The 21,207-nt window shown below is 34.5% G+C and carries 16 protein-coding genes; 10 read left to right on the top strand and 6 right to left on the bottom strand.

Features of this window, described 5'->3' with window-relative positions; translation table 11 throughout:
• Window positions 1–66: 66 nt before the first annotated feature.
• Complete coding sequence (gene gldJ, locus CA2559_RS05505) at window positions 67–1,767, bottom strand: gliding motility lipoprotein GldJ (RefSeq protein ID WP_013186859.1); 1,701 nt, start codon at window positions 1,765–1,767, stop codon at window positions 67–69.
• Window positions 1,768–1,964: 197 nt separating this feature from the next.
• On the opposite strand from gldJ, the gene porU reads away from it, so the two are divergent.
• The 9 genes from porU to CA2559_RS05460 all read left to right on the top strand — a co-directional run bounded on the left by porU (window position 1,965) and on the right by CA2559_RS05460 (window position 14,312).
• Complete coding sequence (gene porU, locus CA2559_RS05500; protein ID WP_013186858.1) at window positions 1,965–5,804, top strand: type IX secretion system sortase PorU; 3,840 nt, start codon at window positions 1,965–1,967, stop codon at window positions 5,802–5,804.
• 40 nt (window positions 5,805–5,844) lie between these two features.
• The gene (gene porV / locus CA2559_RS05495; RefSeq protein WP_013186857.1) at window positions 5,845–7,017 is read left to right on the top strand and encodes a type IX secretion system outer membrane channel protein PorV; all 1,173 of its coding nucleotides are present in this window, start codon (window positions 5,845–5,847) and stop codon (window positions 7,015–7,017) included.
• A 63-nt stretch (window positions 7,018–7,080) separates the two neighbouring features.
• A complete protein-coding gene (gene cdd, locus CA2559_RS05490; protein WP_013186856.1) occupies window positions 7,081–7,563 on the top strand; it encodes a cytidine deaminase in 483 nt (160 codons plus the stop codon).
• A 92-nt stretch (window positions 7,564–7,655) separates the two neighbouring features.
• Complete coding sequence (gene pdhA, locus CA2559_RS05485; RefSeq protein WP_013186855.1) at window positions 7,656–8,657, top strand: pyruvate dehydrogenase (acetyl-transferring) E1 component subunit alpha; 1,002 nt, start codon at window positions 7,656–7,658, stop codon at window positions 8,655–8,657.
• A gap of 3 nt (window positions 8,658–8,660) precedes the next feature.
• Entirely contained in the window at window positions 8,661–10,334 is a 1,674-nt protein-coding gene (locus tag CA2559_RS05480; RefSeq protein WP_013186854.1) for a pyruvate dehydrogenase complex dihydrolipoamide acetyltransferase, read from the top strand.
• Window positions 10,335–10,480: 146 nt separating this feature from the next.
• Window positions 10,481–11,164 carry an SDR family NAD(P)-dependent oxidoreductase gene (locus CA2559_RS05475; RefSeq protein WP_013186853.1) on the top strand — a complete coding sequence of 228 codons (684 nt, stop codon included), beginning with the start codon at window positions 10,481–10,483 and terminating at the stop codon, window positions 11,162–11,164.
• Window positions 11,164–11,763, top strand: a complete 600-nt coding sequence (locus tag CA2559_RS05470) for a SprT-like domain-containing protein (protein WP_013186852.1) — start codon at window positions 11,164–11,166, stop codon at window positions 11,761–11,763. Before CA2559_RS05475 ends, CA2559_RS05470 begins: the two co-directional genes overlap by 1 nt.
• Window positions 11,764–11,769: 6 nt before the next feature.
• Window positions 11,770–12,852 carry a mannose-1-phosphate guanylyltransferase gene (locus CA2559_RS05465; protein ID WP_013186851.1) on the top strand — a complete coding sequence of 361 codons (1,083 nt, stop codon included), beginning with the start codon at window positions 11,770–11,772 and terminating at the stop codon, window positions 12,850–12,852.
• Entirely contained in the window at window positions 12,852–14,312 is a 1,461-nt protein-coding gene (locus CA2559_RS05460) for a DUF389 domain-containing protein (protein WP_013186850.1), read from the top strand. The genes CA2559_RS05465 and CA2559_RS05460 overlap by 1 nt, the downstream gene beginning before the upstream one ends.
• Window positions 14,313–14,361: 49 nt before the next feature.
• Here CA2559_RS05460 and CA2559_RS05455 read toward each other — a convergent pair whose 3' ends face one another.
• Window positions 14,362–15,267, bottom strand: coding sequence for a T9SS type A sorting domain-containing protein (locus tag CA2559_RS05455; protein ID WP_158305529.1), 906 nt, complete (start codon window positions 15,265–15,267; stop codon window positions 14,362–14,364).
• 154 nt (window positions 15,268–15,421) lie between these two features.
• On the opposite strand from CA2559_RS05455, the gene CA2559_RS05450 reads away from it, so the two are divergent.
• Window positions 15,422–16,357 carry a polyprenyl synthetase family protein gene (locus CA2559_RS05450; RefSeq protein WP_013186848.1) on the top strand — a complete coding sequence of 312 codons (936 nt, stop codon included), beginning with the start codon at window positions 15,422–15,424 and terminating at the stop codon, window positions 16,355–16,357.
• 3 nt (window positions 16,358–16,360) lie between these two features.
• Here CA2559_RS05450 and CA2559_RS05445 read toward each other — a convergent pair whose 3' ends face one another.
• The 4 genes from CA2559_RS05445 to CA2559_RS05430 form a co-directional block, all read right to left on the bottom strand.
• Window positions 16,361–17,746, bottom strand: coding sequence for a glycosyltransferase 87 family protein (locus CA2559_RS05445; protein ID WP_013186847.1), 1,386 nt, complete (start codon window positions 17,744–17,746; stop codon window positions 16,361–16,363).
• Between the two features lie 9 nt (window positions 17,747–17,755).
• On the bottom strand, window positions 17,756–19,228 hold the full coding sequence (locus tag CA2559_RS05440) for a cellulose synthase family protein (RefSeq protein ID WP_013186846.1): 1,473 nt from the start codon (window positions 19,226–19,228) through the stop codon (window positions 17,756–17,758).
• Window positions 19,228–19,923: a glycosyltransferase family 2 protein gene (locus CA2559_RS05435; protein WP_013186845.1), complete on the bottom strand. Its 696-nt coding sequence runs from the start codon at window positions 19,921–19,923 to the stop codon at window positions 19,228–19,230. Before CA2559_RS05435 ends, CA2559_RS05440 begins: the two co-directional genes overlap by 1 nt.
• A 99-nt stretch (window positions 19,924–20,022) precedes the next feature.
• The gene (locus CA2559_RS05430) at window positions 20,023–21,186 is read right to left on the bottom strand and encodes a beta-ketoacyl synthase N-terminal-like domain-containing protein (RefSeq protein WP_041240927.1); all 1,164 of its coding nucleotides are present in this window, start codon (window positions 21,184–21,186) and stop codon (window positions 20,023–20,025) included.
• Window positions 21,187–21,207 lie beyond the last annotated feature (21 nt).

The following is a 21,207-nucleotide window of genomic DNA, read 5'->3' as shown; positions in this document are numbered from 1 at the left end:
GGAAATTGGGTATAAAAAAAGTCCTAATGTAAACTTAGGACTTTTTTAAATATGTGTTACTAAAAATTAGTTTCTAGCGCGTTTTCCTTGTTTAGATTTAGAACCAACACGTGACATTGCATTTCTAAAACCAATGTAATCTGTTGCCATATCTTGAGGGAAATAACGACGGTTTGCAGGATCTAGCCAATAAGCTCTATCTCTCCAGCTACCACCTTTATAAACACGTACTTGGTCATTAACTAAAGTTGTTCTTTTAGATGACTCATCGTATTCTCTTAATAAAGAACCAGAGCTATCTGCAGATACTTGGTGTGTTGGAGCGTTATACATACGCTTAGTATCAGAAACTTCTTCATCTCCAAAAGTTGTGTAATATCTTGTAGAGCGCTTATCTCCATCTCTAAAGTCACGGTTGTCACTTGTTGAGAATTGAGTTCTTAAGTAAGTTTCTTTTTCATCAACAGGTACGCTAACAATTTCTCCAGGTAAATCTCTAGCTATAATTTTACCGTTGCTTAAAGTATCATAAACAATATCTTCTGTAGTTACTAGCTTAACTGTACCATCCTCATTAATATCGTTTTTAGTATAAACGTTACCACGATAGTAGTTAAAGTCGTTAAACTCATCATCTACAATAGGTCTGTAAACATCTGCTACCCATTCTGCAACATTACCAGCCATATCATAAAGACCGTAATCGTTTGGCTCATAAGTTTTAATTTCTGCAGTGATATCTGCACCATCATCACTCCAACCAGCAATACCACCATAATCACCATCACCTTGCTTAAAGTTTGCTAATTGGTCTCCACGAGATCTGCGGTTTCCAGAACGTGTGTACTGGCCATCCCAAGGATATTTCTTACGTCCTCTATAAACATTATAATCTCTAATTCCAACTAAACCAAGTGCTGCGTATTCCCACTCTGCCTCTGTTGGCAATCTGTATTCTGGTAATAAAAGACCATCTTTACGTTGTACATAAAGATCTGTTGCTTCTCCACCACCAGTACCATCTTTATTGGTACGAGGTGTATTATTTTTTTCTAAACGCTCAGACATCTTACCACCACGAGTAATCTCATCATTTCCACCGTAAGTAGATGTTGGAGAATTTATGTAAGTCTCAGTATCAAAAGTAGAACCTGCGTCTACATTATATTTTGCGCCTCTTTGCGTAAAGCCTTCTTCCTCAAGAATAGACTCGTTAACTCTATTTGTACGCCATTTACTAAATTCAACTGCCTGTATCCAGTTTACACCAACTACTGGGTAAAATGCATATGCTGGGTGGCGTAGGTAGTTATTGGTCATTGTTTCATTATAACCTAAACGGTTTCTCCAAACTAAAGTATCTGGTAATGCACCATTATATATGTTTCTGTAGCTTTCTTCAGTTGGAGGAAATACTTTTTTCAACCAATCTAAATACTCTAAATACATTGCATTGGTCACCTCGGTCTCATCCATATAAAAAGACTGAACGTGTTGTTGGTTAGGAGTGTTATTCCAATCATGCATAACATCATCCTGTACCTGACCCATTGTAAAAGTACCACCTTCAACAAAAACTAATCCTGGACCTGTTTCTTGTTCTTGAAAATCTGTGTTTAATTGAAAACCACCATCTTTTCCGTTAACATTCCAGCCAGTAGCTCTTGAAGAATCTCTATATTCTCGCGAGTTGTTACAACTTACCAAACCAAGACATAATGTAATGGCAGCAAGCACTCTATAGGTTAATTTAATTTTCATACGCATTATTAGGTTTATGAAATTTGGGTTTGCAATATAATAATTAACGCAAACTTTTCAAGATTATTTTACGTTAATTGAAGTACAAACATACATTATATTATTAGAAGAACGAAAATAGGTTAAGATTCGTATAAATACTTAATTTTGTTTTTGTTGTCTTAACAAATACTACTCCATAAAAATTTGCGTTATTGTAGTCCATGAAAATATCTTTATTCTTTACTTTTTTATTATTTACTGTCGTTGTTACCGCACAATCTAAGCAGTTTTCTATTGTTTGGGAAGATGAAAAAGCTGTTGCAACCTCTAGATCTTCATTTACAGTACCAGGTTTTGAAACCAAGAATTTTGAATTTGATGATGTTTTAAAAACAATACATTATAGCACACAATGGAAAGAATCTGGATATATTTCACAAAATTCTGTTTCCTTAAGTAATGTATCTTACCAAACTATTAATAAGACATTACTATCTAACCTAGATACTTCGAAAATACCAACTAACCATAATCCTGAACTTAAAATTTCATACGCAAGAGGCATTGGTTATGCTACATTACGATTAAGCCCAATTATTAAAGACAAAAACACTTACAAGAGACTTACTTCTTTTACGGTTAATTACACCAACAACCCATCACTTCAACGAGCAACTAATAACACACAGTCTCAAGCAGTAACAAATTCTGTATTAGCATCTGGAAATATTTATAAGTTTTATGTTGAAAAGGATGGTGTGCATCAACTTACCCGTAGTTTCCTCCAAGATTTAGGTATGAATGTGAATAACATAGATCCTAGACGTTTAAAGATTTATGGACATGGCGGAAGAGCGTTACCATTATTAGTTTCAGAAAATGAACATTTTGATCCACCACAAGTTAGCATTCAAGTTATTGGCGAAGAAGACGGCAGTTTTGATAATAATGACAGTGTTCTTTTTTACGCCGAAAGTATTAATGGTTTTGTAGAGGAAAACAACAGCAATATTAATCCGTATGCAGAACGTGCTTACTACTATATCACAGCCGATGGTGATTTAGGTAATCGTATTTTTCCTTTTACTCAGCCTACAGGAACACCAGACGTAACTTTTACAACATTTGATGATTACAAGTTCGTTGAAGAAGACAGGTTTTCTCCTGTTTTAGTAGGAAGACGTTGGTTTGGAGATCGTTTTGATGTTGAGAATGACAGAACTTATGAGTTTAACTTCCCCAACATTGTAAATTCTGAGCAAATGCTCGTAAAAGTTTATGCAGCAGCAGCTTCAGAAAGCTCTACCACATTAAATGTAAATATTAATGGTGAAGATGTAGATAATCTCTTTTTTGGAGCCATTGCAGGAACATCCTTAGGAAGTGCTAATCAATTTGTCGGCAATGTAGATGCAACTTCAGATAATGTTTCAGTTAATCTCAATTACAATAATAATGGTAATCCTGCCAGTAGAGGCTACTTAGATTACATAAGTATAGAAGCACGACGAGAACTCATTGCAGACAATATTCAGTTTAAATTTAAAAATCGTGACGCTATATCAGCCTCTGGCATTGGAGAATATATAATTCAGAATTCACAAAACATATCTCAGGTTTGGGATATCACCAATGCACAACAAGTTACAAGTATTGCAAATACTACTAACGCAAATACATTATCTTTTAAAACCACATTAGGTGAAGAGAGAAACTATGTGGCTATTTCACCAACAGACTATTACACACCTTTGAGAGAATCACAATCACAGGTAATTAATCAAAATCTTAAAGGCACAATATTTAACAGCAATACAGCGAATTTTGAAGATGTAGATTATCTAATGCTGGTAGATAATACTTTAATTTCTGAAGCTAATAGGCTTGCTCAATACAGAAGAGATAGAGATGGCCTTAATGTAAAAGTAGTGCAGCTACAAACCATTTATAACGAATTTAGCTCTGGACAACAAGACATTTCTGCAATAAGAAATTTTGTTAAATATGTTTATGACAACGCCTCATCTCCAGCAAGCCGTTTAAAATACGTGTGTTTGTTTGGTGAAGGCTCTGTAGATTATAAAGACAGACTTCAAAATAACAACCTTATCATACCTACCTACCAAAGGCTTCGTAGCTTCTCTTTATTAAGCTCGTTTGCTTCAGATGATTATTTTGGGATGATAGACCCTAACGAAGGTACCTTTCAGAACTTTGACAAACTAGATATTGCTATTGGTAGAATTTTAGCCGACACACCTCAATTAGCAAGAACGTTAGTAGACAAAATTATTGATTACGAAAGCAAAGTATCTTATGGAAGATGGCGAAATAACTTTCTACTAATTTCAGATGATGTAGATGTTGAGTTTGAATATGAAGGTATCGAGGTACAACTAGATGCCTTGGGAGATGAAATAGGACAAAACAAACCTAGCTTAAATGTATATAAAATTCACTCAGATGCATTTCAACAAGAATCAACAGCTGGAGGAAACAGGTATCCAGATGTAAACGAAGCCATTACAAATGCAATAGAAAGAGGTGCCACTGTAACAAATTATTTTGGTCACGGCGGAGAAGATGGCTTAGCTAATGAATTTATTGTTACACAACCAGGAATTAATAATTGGGCAAATACAAACAGGTACACCATGTTTGTTACTGTAACTTGTGAGTTTACAAAATTTGACAACCCTTTAAGGATTGCTGCTGGAGAGTTAACACTACAAAATCCAATTGGCGGTTCTGTAGCTATGATTACTACAACAAGAGAAATTACCGTAGTAAATGGTGTAGATTTTAATGCAATCTTGGCACCATTCCTATTCGACTATGATGGTAATGACGACTCTGTTGCAGAAGCTTTAAGGAAAACTAAGAACGAAATAAACAACAACGGAAAACGTGTTGTGTTTTATTTAGGAGATCCTGCAATGAAACTCTCTAACCCTAAACCAAATGTGAGATTAACACATATTAATGACACTCCTATTTCTCAACCTACAGATACCCTAAAAGCATTAAGCTATGTAAAAATGAGAGGTCAAGTAACTACACCTTCTGGCGGATTGTTAAATAACTACACTGGTAATTTAGAAGTTACCATTTTTGATAAAAGGATACAACGCACAACATTAGGAAATGATAATGTGAGAGATGATGATGGGCAATTACTCCTACTAGATTTCACAACGTTAGGAAATACAATTTTTAGAGGCCAAGCCTCTGTCACTAACGGTGAGTTTGAGTTTGATTTTATAGTTCCACAAGATATAGGTATTCCTGTTGGTAATGGTAGAATTAGTTTTTATGCTGAAAAAGAAGGAGAGCTAGATGACCAATCCGGTTTTAATGAACAGATATTAGTAGGTGGAATAAATGAAAATGCGCCAGAAGATAACGAGCCTCCAATTATAAATCTCTTTATGAATGATGAGAGTTTTGTGTCTGGAGACATAACAAATAGCTCTCCATTTATATTAGCAAAATTAGAGGACCTTAATGGTATAAATACGGCGAGTGGTATTGGCCATGACATTACAGCTGTTTTAGATGGCGAAGAAATAGATCCTATAATCCTTAATGACTACTATGAAGCAGAAGTAGATGACTACTCTAAAGGTGAAGTTGTTTATAGGCTAAGAGGACTAGAAGAAGGTTTACATACATTAACCTTTACAGCTTGGGACACCTACAATAATAAATCTACTGCAGACATACAGTTTATTGTAACTGGTGATGATGAGCTTGCAATTACAAGGGTTTTAAATTACCCAAACCCATTTACAAATTATACAGAGTTTTGGTTTAAACATAATCGCCCATTTGAACCTTTAGAAGTACAAGTACAAGTTATGACTGTTTCCGGAAAAGTGGTCTGGACAACTAACCAAATAGTGAATACAGGTGTTTCAGAATTATCCAGAGATATAACTTGGGATGGCAGAGATGATTTTGGTGACCGTATAGGAAAAGGGGTTTATATTTATAAACTTTCGGTTAAATCTACAGTTACAAATAAGAGTTTCAGCAAATTTGAAAAACTGGTCATTCTATAAATACAATTAAAAATCTATATTTGTTAAAATTTTGAACTACATGAAAAAAGCAGCATTTGTTTTATTTGGCACCCTTCTGTTATTCAACATACAAGCTAACGCGCAAAGTGAAAACAACAGAGTTATTACAACAGGTGTTCCTTTCTTATTAATTTCAGGAGACGCAAGAGCATCTGGTATTGGTGATATGGGAGCAGCGTCTTCACCAGACACCTACTCACAGCAATGGAACCCAGCAAAATATGCATTTGCACTTGACCAACAAGGTATTGCAGTTTCATACACACCATACCTAAGAGAGTTGGTTAATGATATAAATATAGGTACGCTAACCTATTACAATAGATTTAGCGAACGTAGTGCTGTTGCAGGATCTTTAAAATATTCGAGTTATGGTGATATTGAGTTAAGAGAAACACCAGACCAACAACCACTATTAGTAAAACCAAATGAGCTTGCCTTAGACCTTGGATACTCTCTTAAATTAAGTGAGCGTTTTTCTATGGGTGTTACAGGTCGCTATATAAGATCAGACTTACAAATACAAAGTACTAACAATGACGCTTCTGCAGCAAATACCTTTGGCGTAGATGTTTCTGCTTATTATCAAAGTGAAGAAATTGCTTATAATAATTTTGATGGACGCTGGAGAGCTGGTGTTAACATAAGTAATATAGGCCCTAAAATTAAATATGATGATGCAGGACAAGAAAGCTTTATTCCTACAAACTTTAGACTAGGTGTAGGGCACGACTTTATACTAGATTTCGACAATAAGATTTCTGCAATAGTTGAAGTTAACAAGCTATTAGTACCAACGCCACCAGCTGTCGATGAGGATATGGACGGACAGTTATCTGAAGAAGATGAGCAAGCAATAAGAGATTACAATAATACAAGTTCTTTTGGTGCTATTTTCTCTTCTTGGGGAGATGCTCCAGATGGTTTTAGTGAAGAATTAAAAGAATTTACTTGGGCTATTGGTGCAGAATATTGGTACCAAGATAGCTTTGCTTTTAGAGCTGGTTATTTTAATGAAAGTGATGAAAAAGGGTTTAGAAAATTTGCAACAATTGGTGCAGGTTTTAGGTACAGCTTAGCAACTATAGATGTTTCTTATCTATTCTCTACATCTCAAACTCAAAACCCATTAGAAGGCACTTTAAGATTTAGCTTAGCCTTTAATTTTGGAGATACTTGGGATGAATATTAAAATCTCTAATTAAATAGATATACAAAAAGCTCCTTTTGGGAGCTTTTTTTACCTTTATCATATATGAAAGAAGTTAACATTACCGCTACCCTACACGTTTACGATAATTTAGAAGAGTGTCCAGAAGATATTCAAGGACTAATGCATAAAGCTTTTGAAGCTCGAGATAAAGCTTATGCACCCTATTCAAAATTTTTAGTTGGAGCAGCACTCATATTAGAAGATGGTACAATTGTAACTGGGAACAATCAAGAAAATGCAGCTTACCCTTCAGGTTTATGTGCAGAACGCACTGCTATATTTTATGCTGGCTCACAATATCCTGACAAAAAAATAACGAGAATGGCATTATCTGCATCTTCATCAAACCATACGGTAATGACTCCTATTCCACCTTGTGGCGCGTGCAGACAATCTATATCCGAATACGAGATAAAACAAGAAACACCTATAGAAATTTACTTTATGGGACAAACAGGAAAAGTTGTAAAAGTTAGCTCATTATCAGACTTATTACCATTAGCTTTTGATAAGTCTTATTTATAGGCATTCTTTCCTTGTCGTAAATTTTTTAATCACCCTTATTATCTTATTTTTGTTACCCATTTCAAGAATTTTGAAATGCTAACACGATCACTATGAAGAAAATCACAAAAGCTACCTACCTAAAGTGGTATGAAGACATGCTATTTTGGAGAAAGTTTGAAGACAAATTAGCACAAGTATATATACAACAAAAAGTTAGAGGGTTTTTACACCTTTACAACGGTCAAGAAGCTATCCTTGCAGGTACATTGCATGCTATGGATACAGATAAGGATCGTTTAATAACCGCTTACAGAAACCACGTACAACCAATTGGTATGGGTGTAGACCCTAAACGTGTAATGGCAGAATTATATGGTAAAGGCACAGGTACCTCACAAGGTCTTGGTGGGTCTATGCATATTTTCTCTAAAGAACACCGTTTTTATGGTGGTCACGGTATTGTTGGTGGTCAAATTCCTCTAGGTGCAGGTTTAGCATTTGCAGACCAGTATCATGATAGAGACAATGTTACCATCACATATTTTGGAGATGGTGCTGCAAGACAAGGTTCACTTCATGAAACCTTTAACTTGGCTATGCTATGGAATTTACCTGTAGTATTTTGTGTTGAAAACAATGGATACGCCATGGGAACATCTGTTGCAAGAACAGCAAACCATACAGATATCTGGAAACTTGGTTTAGGATATGAAATGCCTTGCGGACCAGTAGATGCTATGAACCCTGTTAAGGTTGCAGAAGCAATGTCTGAAGCAATTGAGCGTGCAAGAACTGGTGGTGGCCCAACTTTCTTAGAGTTAAAAACATACAGATATAGAGGACACTCAATGAGTGATGCTCAAAAATATAGAACTAAAGACGAAGTAGCAGAATACCAAAAGATAGATCCTATAACGCAAGTAAAAGAGATTATCTTAGATAAAAAATATGCTACAGAAGATGAAGTTAAAGAAATAGATCAGAGAGTTAAAGATCTTGTTAAGGAATGTGAAGAGTTTGCAGAAAACTCAGACTTCCCAGAAAAGAACGTGATGTATGACGTTGTTTACGAGCAAGAAGACTATCCATTTTTATCACATAAACCAGTTTAAGAGATGGCCGAAGTAATAAATATGCCAAGATTAAGTGACACCATGGAAGAAGGTGTTGTTGCTAAATGGCTAAAGCAAAAAGGAGACAAAGTTGAAGAAGGTGATATTCTTGCTGAAATAGAGACAGATAAAGCTACTATGGAGTTTGAGTCTTTTTATGAAGGCGTATTACTTCATATAGGTGTTGAAGAAGGCGAAACTGCTCCTGTAGACCAACTCTTGGCAATTATCGGTGAAGAAGGTGAAGATATTTCAGACCTACTAAATGGTTCTAGTGCTTCAGGTTCTAAAAGCGACAAAGAAGATAAAAAATCTTCTGAAAGCGATAATGAAGAATCAAATGATGAGGAGAAAACTGACGAGAAAGAAGAGTCTTCTTCAGACGATTCAGGCATACCAGAAGGTGTAGAAATAATCACAATGCCTCGCCTTTCTGATACTATGGAAGAAGGTACTGTTGCAACTTGGTTGAAACAAGAAGGCGATACTATTGAAGAAGGTGATATCCTTGCAGAAATAGAAACCGATAAAGCTACAATGGAGTTTGAATCTTTTTACTCTGGTACCCTTTTAAAAATTGGCGTAGCAGAAGGTGAAACTGCAAAAGTAGATAAGTTATTAGCTATCATAGGACCTGAAGGAACAGATGTATCTGGAATTTCTGGAGACAGCCCTAAAGCTTCTAAAGCAGAAACAAAATCTTCTAAAGAAGAAAAAGACGCAAAGGCTGATACCGACAAAGAAGAAACTTCATCTAAAAGCAGTACAACTTCAGACGGAAAACGAATTTTTGTATCTCCTTTAGCTAAGAAAATGGCAGAAGAAAAAGGAATAGATTTATCTGAAGTAAATGGTAGTGGAGATAATGGCCGTATTGTAAAGAAAGATATAGAGAACTTTAAACCTTCAGCAACATCTAAAAAAGACACTGCTCAAGCTAAAGAGTCTCAAACTAATGAGGCACCAACAATACAACCTTATGTACCTGCTGGTGAGGAGTCTTTTGAGGAAACTAAGAATTCTCAAATGCGTAAGACAATTGCAAAACGCTTAGGCGAATCTAAATTCTCGGCACCACATTACTACTTAACTGTAGAGATAAATATGGAGCACGCAATGTCTTCTAGATCTCAAATTAATCAAATGCCAGATGTAAAAGTATCTTATAACGATATGGTTATAAAAGCTGCTGCTATGGCGTTACGCAAACATCCACAAGTTAATTCTCAATGGGATGGCGACAAAACAAAAGTAGCTAACCACATACATATGGGCGTTGCTGTTGCTGTAGATGAAGGCCTATTGGTGCCTGTACTTAAATTTGCAGACCAAATGTCTCTAACCCAAATTGGTGGTAATGTAAAATCTTTAGCTGGCAAAGCTAGAAACAAGAAAATCACTCCAGATGAGATGTCTGGCAGCACTTTTACAGTGTCTAACTTAGGAATGTTTGGTATTACAGAATTTACTAGTATTATTAATCAGCCTAATTCTTCTATTCTATCTATAGGTGCAATCGTTGAAAAGCCTGTAGTTAAGAACGGTGAGATTGTTGTTGGACATACTATGAAAGTTACTATGGCAAATGATCATAGAACTGTGGATGGTGCAACAGGAGCACAATTCTTACAAACCTTTAAAACTTATATGGAGAACCCAGTTACAATGCTGGCCTAACTCTTTTGGGTAAATAAAAAAAGGTCTGTAATTTTTACGGACCTTTTTTTATGCTCTTAACTCATATAATATTACAATCTGATATTAATAATTACAACATCAGGTTTTTAATTCTAGAATGTTTATTTTTTGTAAAATTATCATACATGAAACACATAATAATTACTGGCGCAAGTAAAGGTATTGGCTTAGAGTTGGCAAAACTATTTTCCATACAAAATCACAAGGTTATTGCGCTATCTAGAAACACATCTCACCTTAAGTCTTTATCCCTAGATAATGTTACTTGTTTAGATCTTGATATTACAAAAGAAGAGCAAAACAACATTCTTAACAATGCTATAAAAAATGTGTTTAATAATCGTGTAGACATATTAATAAACAATGCAGGCCTGTTAGCAAATTCATCTTTCAACACTACTTCTTTAGATACCTTTAAAAGTGTTTACAATACTAATGTTTATGGAGTTGTAAATATGACCCAACAAGCACTACCTTATATGAACAACAAAAGCCATGTTGTTAATATAAGTAGTATGGGCGGCATACAAGGAAGTATGAAATTCGCAGGATTATCTGCCTATAGTTCTAGCAAGGGTGCACTCATTACATTAACAGAGCTTTTAGCAGAAGAGTATAAGGAAACAGGACCGTCGTTTAATGTATTGGCTTTAGGTGCTGTTCAAACCGAAATGTTAGAGCAAGCTTTTCCTGGTTTTCAAGCTCCAGTAACTGCAGAAGAAATGGCAGAATATATTGCTAATTTTGCTTTAACTGGACAACAGTTTTATAATGGAAAAATATTACAGGTTTCAAGCACCACACCTTAATGGCTAATGTTTTAACTAAATATTTACCACCAATGGCTGTAGAGCCAGCGTTTAATCTTATAAAGACTTATGGCGTACACCTTAAAATTGTAAACGAACGTAAGACGCGCCACGGCGATTATAGGAAAATGCCAGATGGCACCTTACAGATTACTGTTAATGCCAACTTAAACCCATATCGGTTTTTAATTACTTTAATACATGAAATTGCTCATTTAAAAGCATTTCAGGAATTTGGATTTCAAATAAAGCCACACGGCAAAGAGTGGAAACGTACATTTACTTTGTTAATGTTACCATTTATTAATCCTAATATTTTTCCTCAAGAGCTGCTACCCTATCTCGCAAGACATTTTAAAAACCCCAAAGCAAGTAGTGATACAGATACGCAACTAGCTATTAAACTGAAGTCTTACGATCCTCCAACTGATAAAAATTATATATTTGAAATACCTACCGGAAGTATCTTCAAAATTTACAATGGTAAAGTTTTCAAAAAAGGATTACAGCGTGTAAAACGCTATGAATGTGTTGAAATAGCAACAGGAAAAGTATACCTGTTTCAACCTAATGCAGAAGTTGAATTTATTAAAAACTAACTATTAATGGAAAATAAAAATTACTATGCTGTGCTAATGGCTGGTGGTATTGGATCAAGATTTTGGCCTGTAAGCACTACTAGTTTCCCAAAGCAATTTCATGATATGCTAGGCACTGGCTCTTCATTAATACAAAAAACCTTTGCAAGGCTTTCTAAAACTGTACCAGAAGAGAATATTTTTATACTCACCAACTCAAAATATGAAGACCTGGTAAAAGAGCAGTTACCTAATGTAACAGATAGACAAATAGTCCTAGAGCCTGTAATGAGAAATACGGCACCTTGTATATTATTAGCAGCTTTAAAAATTCAGAAAGAAAATCCTGATGCATTAATGCTCGTAGCTCCTAGTGATCATTGGATAGAAGATGAAAATGCTTTTAACGATAATATTCGTACGGCTTTTGATGCTTGCCAAAGACAACCTATTCTTATGACTCTTGGTATTGAGCCAACTTTTGCAAATACGGGTTATGGTTATATAAATTATATAGAAGACACTTCTACACCAATAAAGAAAGTTAAGCATTTTACCGAAAAACCTAATAAAGAGCTTGCAAAACAATTTTTAGCTGACGGCAATTACTTATGGAATGCCGGAATTTTTATTTGGAGTGCTAATACTATTGTCGAAGCTTTTGAAAAACAAATGCCAGATATGCATCATCTGTTTTTTAGAGGAATTGATGCTTTAAATACAGAACGTGAAACAAAATTCCTATCAAGAACATATCCTAAAGCAGATAACATTTCTATAGATTTTGGTATAATGGAAAATGCTGCTGATGTAAGAGTACTACCCGCTACTTTTGACTGGAATGACCTTGGTACTTGGGGATCTTTATATGAAAAGCTTACCAAAGATTTTCAGAATAATGCAATTGTAAATGCTGAAACATTTGCACCCAACAGCCAAGGAAATATGATACACACACAGTCTAACAAAGCTGTGGTAATAGATGGTTTAGAAGATTATATCATTGTAGATAGAGATGATGTTTTAATGATTGTTCCAAAGGAGAAAGAACAAGACATAAAATCTATTAGTAAATCTGTACAGCAAAAATTAGGTAAAAACTTAAATTAATGGCAAACGAACCTAATATAGGTAGCAATCCTCCTTTAGATGAGGAAAACAAAGACTTACGTAAAGAAGCACAAGGTCTTTGGCAACAAATTAAAATTTTTGTTTCAGAGCTTCTGAATATAAAAAATGATACCGATCGGGATTCGACTATTGAAGCCGTTAAGAAAGACATACCTTTTAAAGGGCATAACGCTTGGATTCTTATCTTTTCAATATTTGTAGCTTCTATCGGGCTTAACGTTAGCAGTACTGCTGTTGTTATAGGAGCAATGCTTATTTCTCCATTAATGGGACCAATTGTAGGTATTGGGTTGTCTGTTGCTATTAATGATATTGACACCTTAAGACGATCTTTAGTAAACTTAGGTGTTATGATTTTCCTAAGTGTTATTACTGCATTTATCTATTTTAAAATATCGCCTATAACCGAGGCTACTCCAGAATTATTGGCTCGAACTTACCCAACAATATTAGACGTACTTGTTGCCTTATTTGGTGGTTTGGCTCTTATTGTAGCTAAAACTAAAAAAGGAACCATTGCAAGTGTAATATTTGGTGTTGCTATTGCTACTGCTTTAATGCCACCATTATGTACTGTAGGTTATGGCTTAGCTATTGGTAATTGGAGCTATGCTAGTGGTGCTATGTATTTATTTTCTATAAATGCAGTATTTATAGCATTATCTACATTTTTAGTATCTAAGTTACTTGGTTTTCCATTAGTAAAGTATGCCAACCAAAAACGCCGTAAGCGTATAGCTTTTATTGCTTCACTAATTGCAATTATAGTTATGGTACCAAGTGTCTACTTATTTATAAACTTGCTTAGAATACAAGTCTTTGAAACTAAAACAAACGATTTTGTAACCAATGTTATTAAGTATGAAGGTACAGAAGTTGTAAAATCTACTCAAGATTTTAAATCAAAGGATATTAATGTGTACTTAATAGGACAACCAGTTCCTAGCAGTAAAATAAATAGTTGGATTGCTGAACTTAAGAAAGATGAAGCTCTTAAAGATGCTAATCTTAAAATTCATCAAGGATCAGATCAAAGTAGTGATTTGGCAGAACAACTGAGCTCTTCTGTAAAAGCTGGAATATTAGAAGATCTTTATCTTAAAAATCAAGAAGCACTTCAAAGTAAAGATGCACGTATCCTATTGTTAGAAGATCAACTTTCTAAACTAAAAGGTGCAGGAATCCCTTTTGAAGGTCTAAGTAGAGAAACAAAAATTAACTACCCTAACATTCAGCGGTTTTCATTTTCAAATGAATTGGTTAGTACATTTTCTGCTACAGACTCTATTAATACAACTCTAGATACCATTCCTACCTTTTCTGTAAAGTGGGTAGATAGTATTCCGCAACAAACTATAATAAAAGACCAAAAAAGACTTAGGGCTTGGCTCTATGAAAAATTTGATATGGATACCATAGCCATTAATCGAATTCAATAAAAAAAGCGATCCTATTAGGATCGCTTTTTAAATTTTAAGTCTAATAAAATTACTTCTTAATTAGCTTGAAAGATTTGTTTTGACCATTTACAGTTACTTTAGCTAAGTAAATTCCAGAAGAAAGATCTGCAAGACTTACTTGTGCTTCTTGAGAAGCTAGCTTCACAGTTTTTACTTGTTTACCTAATACATTATATAGTTCTACAGATTCTAACACTTCATTAGAAGACATATACAGAGTATTATTTGAGTCTACAAACTGCGTGAAATTTAATGCTGCAAATTCTTCAACAGCAAGTGGATTTTCTGCGTAAGTTAAATTATCAAAGTATGCTCCACTTTCAAAATTATCAAATAAGAAAACAGCAGACTCTACATTAGTTGCTCCAAATGCTTCTCCTGTATAAATAAGAGAATCATCTATGTAATATAGAATTTCATTATCAGCAAACCTATGCTCTATTTTAAATTCGAAAAATGCATTTCTAACAAATGTACCTGCAGGAATAAATGCTAAAGTTTCAGTACCAGTACCATCATCGTCTAATACAGAAACATTGCCTTGAAAATCAAAATTTACACGAGCCGTAACCAATTCTTGAGATGGAGATTGGGTGATAATCTGAACATCTGAATTTTCACCTCCAGTTGGAGCAGCTTCAATAAATGCATCAACGGTAAATACTACTACATCTGCAGAAGATGTAATTGTTGGCCCTAATGCAACTAAGTTAGATTGACCATTAGTTGGAATTAATTGCAAAGATTGTGTTCCATCTGTAGCTTGGTCTGTAGAGATTGAAAAATTTGCGTCGGCACCGGTTGTATTAGCCCAACCATTTTGACCATTTAGAGCACCAACAGTGAATCCTTCTCCTGTTTCAAAAGAGGTTTCAATTTGCGCATTTGAATAGAAAGCAACCAGTAAAGCTGCTAACAAAGTAATTTTTTTCATAATAAATAGTTTAAAGTTTAGTATTTCATCTATAAATGTAAACATTTCATCGGATTTTGTTTACTTTATTTTAATATAAATTATTCAATTTGGCTTATGTATCTTTGTAATAGTGAAAGTAATATCTAAAATAAAGCAGCCCATTGAACAGGAAATGGAAGACTTTGAAAAGCGTTTTCGCCAATCTATGTCTTCTCAAGTGGCACTCCTAAATCGCATAACCCATTATGTGGTTAATAGAAAAGGAAAGCAAATGCGCCCAATGTTTGTGTTTCTTGTGGCTAAGATGGTAAGTGAAGGTTCTGTAAACGATCGTACCTACCGTGGTGCGGCTGTTATTGAGCTTATACATACGGCCACATTGGTACATGATGATATTGTAGACGACTCTAATAGGCGTCGTGGTTTTTTCTCTATTAATGCGCTTTGGAAAAACAAAATTGCAGTTCTTGTAGGGGATTATCTGCTATCTAAAGGTTTATTATTATCTATTGACAACAATGATTTTGATTTACTTAAAATTATTTCGGTTGCAGTAAGAGAAATGAGTGAAGGTGAACTTTTACAAATTGAAAAAGCGCGCCGTTTAGACATAACTGAAGATGTATACTACGACATAATCAAGAAGAAAACGGCCACTTTAATTGCCGCTTGTTGTAGTTTGGGCGCTGCATCTGTTAACCCAAATTCTGATGATGTTACGCTTATGCGTTTATTTGGTGAGAAGATAGGTATGGCTTTTCAAATTAAAGACGATTTGTTTGATTATGGAAATACTGCTATTGGTAAACCTACCGGAATTGATATAAAAGAACAGAAAATGACACTGCCACTTATTTACACACTTAATACTGTAAGTAAAGAAGACAAACGTTGGTTAATTAACTCCGTTAAAAACCATAACAAGGACAAGGCTCGTGTAAATAAGGTTATTGAATTTGTAAAAGAAAATGGAGGCTTAGAGTATGCAGTTATGCAAATGAAACAGTTTCAAAAAGAAGCTTTAGCACTATTAGAAAAATTTCCGCCTTCACCTTATAAAGAAAGTTTAGAACTTATGGTAAATTACGTGATAGAGCGTAAAAAATAAAGCTTAGGTTAATAAAGGCCTCTTGTGTTTTACTATCCAAATTTCATATACTGCCATTCCTATAACAACCAAATACTCAACAGCTACCAGCCACAAGTTTTCGTTAAATTCTTCGCCATATGCACTATAGCTTAGCATAACTAACAGAGACCAAACTATTGCAAATCTATACCTTGTAAATACAGACAGCAACAACGGCGTTGCCACATACCAAGGATGCACTGTTGTAGAAAGTAAAAAGTAAACACTTACAGAAAATAACATAGCAACCAATAATTGTGCTGTGGTTTCTATACGCTTAAATATAGCAATAGCAAGAATGCTCAAAACAACTACTATTGGTAATATTTTTCCAACTGTACCAATAATATTCCAACCTATAGTTTGAAAGCCAATCCATCTTATTATGTAATATACACTAGCATTAAATTCGAAATTTTGAAACCAAAGTCCAATAGTATTTAGAAAATTAGTGATGAATTCTATTGATAAAAACGGAAGAAAAGTAACGAGTGTGGTTAGTATTACTATACCGTAAAAACATACTAACGTTTTAATGTTTATTGAAGCTATTCGATGTAGAAACGAAGCCTCTTTAAGGTCTTTAGTATTAAAATAAGTTAATAATAAAGGCAACAAAAGTAACGGCAATAATTTAACTGAAATAGACACGCCTATTAACACAGCAGCCCAAGCCCAATGTTTGTTATGCAATAAATATAAGGCCCACATAAAAAAGAAGAGCATAACACTCTCAAAATGTAAATTCCCAGAAAACTCAATGATGACAAATGGATTTAATATAAACCAAAAAATAAAATGCCTTGGTAATTTAAGTGATTTTAATAGCTTACTCCCAAAATACAGAATACCTAAGTCTGCCAATATAATAGTAAGGCGAAGTATAACAGCTCCGCCAAGTATCGAGTTTGGTGATAACCAACCAGATATAAGAAAAAACAGTTGATTTATTGGTGGATAATTTGTGTAGTGTCCTGCATTTAAAGCGCCCATACCTTTATATAAAGCATCAGACTGTGCTACTGGCTGTAAACCTTGATCTATAAAAGATTGTACAGTTTGCAAATAGGGATTTATACCTTGAGCTAGCAACCTGGCATCCCATAAAAATCTGTAAAAATCTTGTGATAAACCTGGCAACGTACCAATAAACACCAGTCTTGCTGTAAAAGCAACACCAACTAAAAACCAGAAATAAACACGAGCTCTTTTATATAGAGCGTAGGATAAAAAGAAAAGACCTACAATTAAGGATATTAATTTAGGAAAATCTGCTCTATTTAAATCATATGCAAAAGTGGCATACATTGCCAAGAGACTTAAGGTTAAAAACCCAGTAAGTATGTGGTGCTTCACAAAAGCATTCATAATTAGAATTTAGCCTTTTGCAAATAACGATTTTAGACCGACAAACCCAAATCCTGCAAAAAGCATAAGGTGAAAAATAATAAGACCAAAATCTCCTGTGGTAAATGCACTATAAATAGCATATCCAAAATACAGCATTAAAACCAACTCGATTATGGTGTTTCCAGATACATTTTGACTCAAATATTTATTGCCTTTCCAAGAGTCCTTAATACTATTAATATTAAACTTTGGGGTTCTTACAAACTCAGATTTCTTTCCTAAGTGACCTTCTATCACCGCAACCGAATTATGTACAGAAAAACCCATTGCAACTGAAAAGAAAGTAAAGAACATGGCAATGAAGCTTATAAAATTTTTAAATCCGCCACCATGAATTTTTTTGTAAGTAAGCCAATAGCTTATAAAAAAGATAAGTGTACTTAATCCAAAAAAAGCAATAACATTAAAATACCAGCTAAAGTCTGGATTGTTGTTTTTTATAAATAGTACAGGTACACTTAATATAGCCACCAACAATACTAGTAAAAACATGCTACTGTTAAGTAAATGAAAAAAGCTATGAAATTTAGTTTTTGCAGAGACTGTTTTGTCTGTAAACAAACGCCAATACAGTTTCTGAAAGTTTTCTGCAGCGCCTTTGTTCCATCTAAATTGTTGAGATCTTGCTGCACTTATAACAACCGGTAATTCAGCTGGAGTCTCAACATCTTCTAAATACTTAAACTTCCAATCTTTTAGCTGTGCACGATAGCTTAAATCTAAATCTTCAGTTAAGGTATCGCCTTGCCAGTCACCAGCATCTAAAATGCAGGATTTTCTCCAAACGCCTGCTGTACCATTAAAATTTATAAAATGGTTTCCAAAATTTCGGCCTACTTGTTCTAATATAAAATGAAAATCGAGTGCAAATGCCTGCACCTTTGTAAGCATAGAATAGTTTCTATTAATATGTCCCCAACGGGTTTGCACCACACCAATTTGTTCATCTTTAAAGTAGGGAATGGTTTTTAGTAACCAGTTTGGTTTTGGCAAAAAATCTGCATCAAAAATGGCTATAAATTCACCTTTTGCAATTTTTAAACCTTCTTTTAAAGCTCCTGCTTTAAACCCTTTTCTATTTACTCTGGTTATGTGAATAATGTCAAGACCGTTAGCTCTTAATTCTTCAATTTGGTCTTTGGTTTGCAAAACAGATTCATCTGTTGAGTCATCTAAAACTTGTATTTCTAACCTATCTTTAGGATACTCTATAGTTGCAATATTATTCAACAAACGTTCAACAACGTATTTTTCATTATACAAGGGAAGTTGTATTGTAACATAAGGAACCTCGTGTGGATTGTTTAAATTGAAGGTTTCACAATCCTGATTACTCTTTTTTGCTTTTAAGTAATTAAAATAAAGGTTGAGCTGCGCCAAACTGTAGAAGAAGATTAACAGTAAAGCTAATGTGTAGATAATAATGATAATCAAGTCCATTACTTGAAACTGTATTTAAAGATCCAACCTAAAATTTTAACGCCAGCAAATATAGCACCTTTTAAAGTGCCTGATATTTTAGAGACACCTATTCTGTTTCTATACGGCACTTTAACTTCTGTATATGCCAATCTTTGCTTTAATGCCTTTAGTTGCATCTCAACTGTCCAGCCATAAGTTTTGTCTTCCATCTCAAGACCCAGTAATGTCTCATATTTTATGGCTCTAAAAGGACCAAGGTCTGTAAATCTACTTTTAAAAAAGAGTTTCATTAAACGAGTTGCTAGCCAGTTACCAAAGATTTGGGGTGTTGTCATACTACCATCTTCTCTAAGCTCTTTTGCCCTAGCACCAATAACTAAATCGACATCGCACTTAATAATTGGCCTTACTATGACATCTAAATACTCTGGGTAATCACTATAATCGCCATCTAGAAAAACTATAATATCTGGCTTTACCAAACGTTCTTTTATATAAGCCAAGCCTTTTAAACAGGCATAACCATAACCTCTTTGGTTTTCCTCTAAAACTGTAGCTCCAGCACTTTCTGCAATGGCAATAGTTTTATCTGTTGAGTTGTTACTAACCACAATAACCTCATTAACATGTTTGGGAATATCTGCAATAACACGACCAATTGAATTGGCTTCATTAAATGCTGGAATGATGACTTTTATATGGGGTTCTTTCAAAACGTTTGTTAAGTTGAAAATGTGGGTTACCTAAAAATTAGAGGTTAGTTTTTATAATCTTGGTGTTAGACGAGTTTCTTTCTAAATGCTAACATAGCTTTAAAGTGAAACCAAAATTGAAACAGAATTTCCTCCAAAACCTACAGCATTTACAAGTATGTTCTTAATTCTTTTAGGTTGAATTTGATTTTCAATAAAAGGAACTCCTATAAATTTTTGATGCTTTAGCATAAGAAGCGCCATTTCTAAACTTAATATTCCTGAAGCTCCAAATGTATGACCTAGTTGCCATTTATTCGAAGTTACAGCTGGCATATGTTCTCCAAAGACATCTTTAATAGCATTTATTTCAGCTTGATCGCCTTTAACAGTTCCTGGCGCATGGCATACCACAACATCAATATCTTTTGGGTTTATTTGCTTTATTGCCATACGCATTGAAGCCTGCATACAAGCCGCATCTTTAGAAATTGAAGCACTATGTTTTAATGTCTCTGTTCCAAAACCAATCCCTTTAATCTCACCAACATTTTGTTCAGATTGTATTTTAGATAAAGTTATTAAACCAGAACCTTCACCTAAAATCATAGAATTTCGCGTTTTACTTAAATTAAGTGCTTGGTTTGGATAGTTAGGGTTTTTTACTTGACCAACCTCAGCATAAATTTTCATAGCTCGCATTTGCGCTATGGTAAAAGGAGTTAATGGTGCTTCACTACCACCAACTATAAACTCTTCGGCCATTTGTGCTTGCAACCAAGCTACACCATTTAATATCGCATGAAATGCTGTAGAACATGTTATACTATGAGAAAACCTAGGGCCTTTGCTTTGTAAATCTTGAGCTAGCCAACTGGATATATTCCCTAAAGTAGTAGTAGGTGAGCTTAATGTAGAGGTTTGTCCAGATTTTATGTATTGCTCATGATAATTTTCAAACAACGTAGTGGCACCTCTAGATGACCCTACGTTTATTCCAAAATCTGTTGTGTTAAGCGGTGCTTTTAAAATTAAATCTCTTCCACATAGCATTGCGTACAACACAGAGTTATCTAACTCTGCATATAATTTATCAGATTGTTTTAATTGCTCAACACGTTCTTTATCTGTGTTAGAAAGCTCTCCAACAAATGTTGGAATATCATCTATTTTCTTAGATTTTAAAAAAGAGCGTTGAGACAAATAATTAGTCCAAATATCATCAGGATGGCTTCCCAAAGCAGAAACTGTAGATATGCCTTTTATATATATTGGGTGTTGCAAAGCGTAGATTTGATACTGCAA

Source organism: Croceibacter atlanticus HTCC2559, assembly GCF_000196315.1.
GTDB lineage: Bacteria > Bacteroidota > Bacteroidia > Flavobacteriales > Flavobacteriaceae > Croceibacter > Croceibacter atlanticus.
Note: the sequence above shows the minus strand (reverse complement) of the source record. Positions and strands in the feature narration are given on the sequence as shown.

Excerpts from the sequence above, each read along its gene's own strand:
- CA2559_RS05465 (WP_013186851.1), top strand. The coding sequence starts at position 11,770 with ATGGAAAATAAAAATTACTATGCTGTGCTAATGGCTGGTGGTATTGGA.
- cdd (WP_013186856.1), top strand. The coding sequence starts at position 7,081 with ATGAAAGAAGTTAACATTACCGCTACCCTACACGTTTACGATAATTTA.
- pdhA (WP_013186855.1), top strand. The coding sequence starts at position 7,656 with ATGAAGAAAATCACAAAAGCTACCTACCTAAAGTGGTATGAAGACATG.
- CA2559_RS05450 (WP_013186848.1), top strand. The coding sequence starts at position 15,422 with ATGGAAGACTTTGAAAAGCGTTTTCGCCAATCTATGTCTTCTCAAGTG.
- CA2559_RS05470 (WP_013186852.1), top strand. The coding sequence starts at position 11,164 with ATGGCTAATGTTTTAACTAAATATTTACCACCAATGGCTGTAGAGCCA.
- CA2559_RS05480 (WP_013186854.1), top strand. The coding sequence starts at position 8,661 with ATGGCCGAAGTAATAAATATGCCAAGATTAAGTGACACCATGGAAGAA.
- CA2559_RS05460 (WP_013186850.1), top strand. The coding sequence starts at position 12,852 with ATGGCAAACGAACCTAATATAGGTAGCAATCCTCCTTTAGATGAGGAA.
- gldJ (WP_013186859.1), bottom strand. The coding sequence starts at position 1,767 with ATGCGTATGAAAATTAAATTAACCTATAGAGTGCTTGCTGCCATTACA.
- CA2559_RS05475 (WP_013186853.1), top strand. The coding sequence starts at position 10,481 with ATGAAACACATAATAATTACTGGCGCAAGTAAAGGTATTGGCTTAGAG.
- porV (WP_013186857.1), top strand. The coding sequence starts at position 5,845 with ATGAAAAAAGCAGCATTTGTTTTATTTGGCACCCTTCTGTTATTCAAC.
- CA2559_RS05455 (WP_158305529.1), bottom strand. The coding sequence starts at position 15,267 with ATGAAAAAAATTACTTTGTTAGCAGCTTTACTGGTTGCTTTCTATTCA.
- CA2559_RS05445 (WP_013186847.1), bottom strand. The coding sequence starts at position 17,746 with ATGAATGCTTTTGTGAAGCACCACATACTTACTGGGTTTTTAACCTTA.
- CA2559_RS05440 (WP_013186846.1), bottom strand. The coding sequence starts at position 19,228 with ATGGACTTGATTATCATTATTATCTACACATTAGCTTTACTGTTAATC.
- porU (WP_013186858.1), top strand. The coding sequence starts at position 1,965 with ATGAAAATATCTTTATTCTTTACTTTTTTATTATTTACTGTCGTTGTT.